Origin of the sequence: Antrihabitans spumae, from assembly GCF_043944905.1 — a bacterium.
GTDB lineage: Bacteria > Actinomycetota > Actinomycetes > Mycobacteriales > Mycobacteriaceae > Antrihabitans > Antrihabitans spumae.
Genome location: NZ_JBIMSN010000066.1, coordinates 1 through 4118, shown reverse-complemented (window position 1 = coordinate 4118; position 4118 = coordinate 1). Strand labels below are relative to the sequence as shown.

The 4118-nt window shown below is 56.1% G+C and carries 3 protein-coding genes; 1 reads left to right on the top strand and 2 read right to left on the bottom strand.

Features of this window, described 5'->3' with window-relative positions; all coding sequences use genetic code 11:
• Positions 1–406: 406 nt before the first annotated feature.
• Both ACHIRB_RS16785 and ACHIRB_RS16780 read right to left on the bottom strand, forming a co-directional pair.
• Positions 407–865 (bottom strand): ASCH domain-containing protein, encoded by a 459-nt coding sequence (locus tag ACHIRB_RS16785; RefSeq protein WP_395126714.1) that lies wholly within the window; start codon positions 863–865, stop codon positions 407–409.
• Positions 862–2910 carry a PIN domain-containing protein gene (locus ACHIRB_RS16780; protein ID WP_395126715.1) on the bottom strand — a complete coding sequence of 683 codons (2049 nt, stop codon included), beginning with the start codon at positions 2908–2910 and terminating at the stop codon, positions 862–864. The genes ACHIRB_RS16785 and ACHIRB_RS16780 overlap by 4 nt, the downstream gene beginning before the upstream one ends.
• Positions 2911–3233: 323 nt before the next feature.
• On the opposite strand from ACHIRB_RS16780, the gene ACHIRB_RS16775 reads away from it, so the two are divergent.
• Positions 3234–4100, top strand: a complete 867-nt coding sequence (locus ACHIRB_RS16775; protein ID WP_395126772.1) for a hypothetical protein — start codon at positions 3234–3236, stop codon at positions 4098–4100.
• The last annotated feature ends 18 nt before the right edge of the window (positions 4101–4118 follow it).

The following is a 4118-nucleotide window of genomic DNA, read 5'->3' as shown; positions in this document are numbered from 1 at the left end:
ACCCAATCCGAAACAGATCAAGCCGGCACGTCAGCCCGGAGAAAGATCTGGGCTAGTCGAGATGATGGGCGGCTCGTTTGTTGGAATGCGAATGGGCAGCCACGATACGCGGGAGCCACGTTATCTAGGCACGCGCGGGGCAGCGATCCTGGTATGTGATCCCGGCTTCACCGTTAGACCAGATCCATTTTCTCAGATAACCGAGCGTTCTTTGACCTAATAAGGAACTCAGATGCGCGCTCGTTTGGAGATGATGTGTCACTCCCGGGTGACCGGGCGAGAAATCATCGCAAGACACACGGGTTGGCCGGTTGGGTGGATATAGATTTGGACGTTTGGATGGAGATTCCGAAACCCCCGATGACAATTGCAGCGATAGTGAACCTAACCGCGTCGCTCGCTTGTCCTACCAGTTCCGTATCTGCTCTGTGGTCTCGAACTTGAGGTAACGCCAGCTCTGCGGTGGTTCGACGCCTAATTCGCGTAGGCTGCGAAGCGGGACAGGCGTAGTCGCGGGTGTTACGCCGCGAAGTACGAGGCCGAATGCCCTTTCGGCGCCAGCGAAGTAGCTATAATAGTCTTTCGTCGCAATCGCCGCTGCAGAACGGGCGTATTTCCACATGTCAACTGGTGAGGCCTCAATTACCGTCTCTATGATTGCCCAGCCAACTACCGCTTTGACTGGACTGGATGAGTACAGGACCACGAGCGTGCCTGGATTTACCTTCGGCTTCGTCCGGCGCAATTCTATTGTCTTCGATCCACGGAGTATCGCCTCCGCGTAGCGGGGGCGAACCGATACCAGAAGAGACCGGCCGTTATCGGCCGCTCCGTCTTCGTGCACGCTCTCCATGAGTTCCGTCATGTCAGCGTCCCTTCGTCGTACAGTATCTTGAATAGCGAATTGTCTATCCTGCGTGGACCCTGGCTTGGTAATTTTGCACCTGAAAAGCGTCGCAGCGTATTCAAGGGAATTGGCCTTTCGAAAATCTCCGTATCCGTAAATCGGAGTACGCCAACGCGATTCTTGTCGTCCGCGGCGTTGCGGATCATCGACAAGTTCCAAACGCCGAGTTGCTTGAAGGATTGATAGAGCGATTCGGGGGTGCCGGTGGAGCTTTCCAGCAGTCGGGAACACGCAACGACCTGCATGTCTTGCTCGCTTGAGTACCAAAGAAGTCTGGCCGGCGCTTGAAGCTGCATCCTCGCTGAGCGATAGTAGACGTGCTCGCGTGATAGTCCGAGCTCTACGGAACGTGATATGAGAGTGTTAGCGTGCCCGAGAAGTTCGTACGCGAAATTACTCTTGATTGGAACAAAGTAATTCGGCAGGTCACCATCAATAATCTTTACCGGCCACCAAATTCGCTCAAGTTCTGCGATCTGCTCTGCTGTTGGACATGCGGATTCCAACATCGATAGGTCTCCGCCAGCCGCCATGACCATCCGGCGCACTTCCTCCCACGCACTGCATTTGGATATTACGTAGGCTATAGCTACACCGCCACTACCGGCAGCGAAGCCCTCGACTTCGAGGAGCGCGCGGGTGGTTCGGCTTATGTAGGGGTCTTCGACCAAAATTGCCGAAGACGACAAGGAAACGGCCGTGCGGCGAAGGGAAAAGATTATCTGACGCGCTACAGTACTGCTTAGTTCTGACGGATTCACGCGCAAGAACGGTATTCGCAACCTCTCTGGACTGCTCGTGTCAACTGCCCACGCTGCCATTAACGTGCCATCGGGCGCGTGGAGCAAGCTGCGTTGCACTTGTTGCGTGGACTCCTCTGCGAGATCCTTTAGTCGCCGCTTGAACGCAGATCTTCGTTCACCATCCGCATTGTTTAGCATGTTGGCGAGTTTGGGGCTGTTCCACTCTGAGTGGTCACCCCTGGTTATCTCATAGGTGGTCTCTGCCAAGCGGGCAGGCTGATAGTCCTGCCAGTGTTCTCGTCGATGTAGGAAGCCCTTGAGTTCAGATGGATCGATTACGGCGATACCGAATCGATCGAAGGCTGCGGTTCCCAATTGCCGAACAGCGTTGTCGTCCCGAGTCAGGAAGATGTTCGCTCCGCCGACGATAGCTTCGGCCAACAACTGAGCGTCTGTTCTGAGGCTTGGGTCGCTATCGATTGCATCAGGCGGCACGACACTCAAAATCGTGGCCTTAGTTGAAGCAACTTCAGCAGGATTGCCGGACAGTTTTCTATACGTCGACGCGGTCTGCACCAACCGATTGCGCTCGTTCGCGTCGACAGTTTTATTCAGTTCGGACGGCACGGAGAAGGGCACCGCCAAAGTTATCTGTTGATCGCCAGCGAGGAGGGCTACTGATCCAGAAAATCTGTCCCGTCGTTCTTTCCGTTGGGTGTGCAAGTCTGAGAATACGTTGCTATCGACAGCGACGATCGGAGAATCGATTTCTTGTGGAGGCAGTGAGAAGAGATCAAAGTTGTCCACGTTTGGACGCCACCATACAGTGAGGAGGTGTCCGGCGGCGCTCCGGCCCCGTACGTCAGTCTGTGGCTGAAATCCGAGTTTTGGCCACATTGAATCTGCTGGCCAATCGCGTCTGCATTTTAGTCGCAGACCCGGCAGGTGACTGTTTCGCTCACTGACTTCGGTGATTAGTCGGGCAGCAAGCTTCTTGCCCGTATGCCCGGTGTCTACGCATATGTGAACGATGCGGACGTATTTTTCGGTCGGGTCAAAAATGCAATAAGCTGCAAGGGTATCGTCGTGCGTGATTGCAGCAATTACGTGCTGTCGGTTCGCAGCTTCGATATACCCGGCCCGGGGCAAGAAACCCAGGGTTCGCCGGTTGTGATCGCCAAGAGCAATGACCTTTATCATGTACGCCGACGACGCGCCTGCGATCGTAACGAGCCGATACGACGCTGCATCGGTCTCCACCCCACGAAGTATGCAGCAATGGTGCGCGATTGCTGTGCGGCGGGCGGGCTGCGCGCGCGGTGTCGCGACGGTGACACTCCTTATCGACCGGGTTGCGGTATACGCCTTTGCTGGCAGATGTCGGTACCGAGGCAAGCTGGCGCCCATCAGCCATCCTTAACGTCGGTCGGATGCGGTGCTGCGGCCACGAGCCTCAAGGATAGAACATATGTTCGATATCGGCTAGGTCGGCGACGCCGCGTTACGAGGGAGGGCCCTCCGGTACAGCATGCCTTCTCGCGTACGCGCTACCTTCAGGCATGGCTGTCTCACCGTCGAATTGGGTGGAGTTCCCCGATTACCGCCGCTATGAAGCAACGAGGCAAGAGGCAAACAATGCCTTGATGGCTCTGTTGGCTGGTTCGAGTCTGGCTGCCCACACGCTGCAACTTACCTCGGCCTCCCGCCAGCTGCTTCCGCAAATATTTCCTGGCGTGGCGCATATCGAATACTTTCAGCTCCGGACGGATGTAGCTAAGGAGATTCTTTCGGAGACCGGCCAGCACCTCGGCGCCGTTGCGCTACCGTATGCGCTTGCTCTCCATGAAGACTTCGTGACAACTGTCGTCGACAGTGTTGTTTCGTTCGGCTACCAGCGCCGAGCCATGGGAAATGGGCCGGTAACCCACAATCGCGTGAGTGCGTGGAATATGCATGAGGCTGTCGAGATGACGCTTGACTCCACGGTGGCACCGACGGCTCCGTCGACATACTTGGAGCTATTTCACCTCCTACGTGAGATGAGAAATTCCCATATTCATTCGGGAGGGAGGGCTTCTGTGCGGCTGCACAAGCAAATTGCAAGAATGAGCGCGGCCGCCACTAGTGAATGGCGCCGGTTGGACCGCCGCCTGCCTGCTGATGTAATCGAGAACGGTCGAGTACGTTTCACAATCTTCGACATCTTCACTGTATTTGCAGTGATCAAGGTCCTCGGGCGTGAAATAAATGCGAAGTTGCGCGACGGCCTGGCGCCGAAGGAGTGGGGTGTAGTCGCCGTCAACGACTATGCAGGCATCACCCCGCACCCGCCCAAGACGGATGCCTGGATGCTCGGTCTTCTTGGGCACGTTTCGCTGAACTATGCAGCGGCCGCGCTGACCAAAAACGTGCTAGCCCAGATCTTTCTCCGGGCTGACGTGCCGGCTTGATCTGTTTCGGATTGGGTT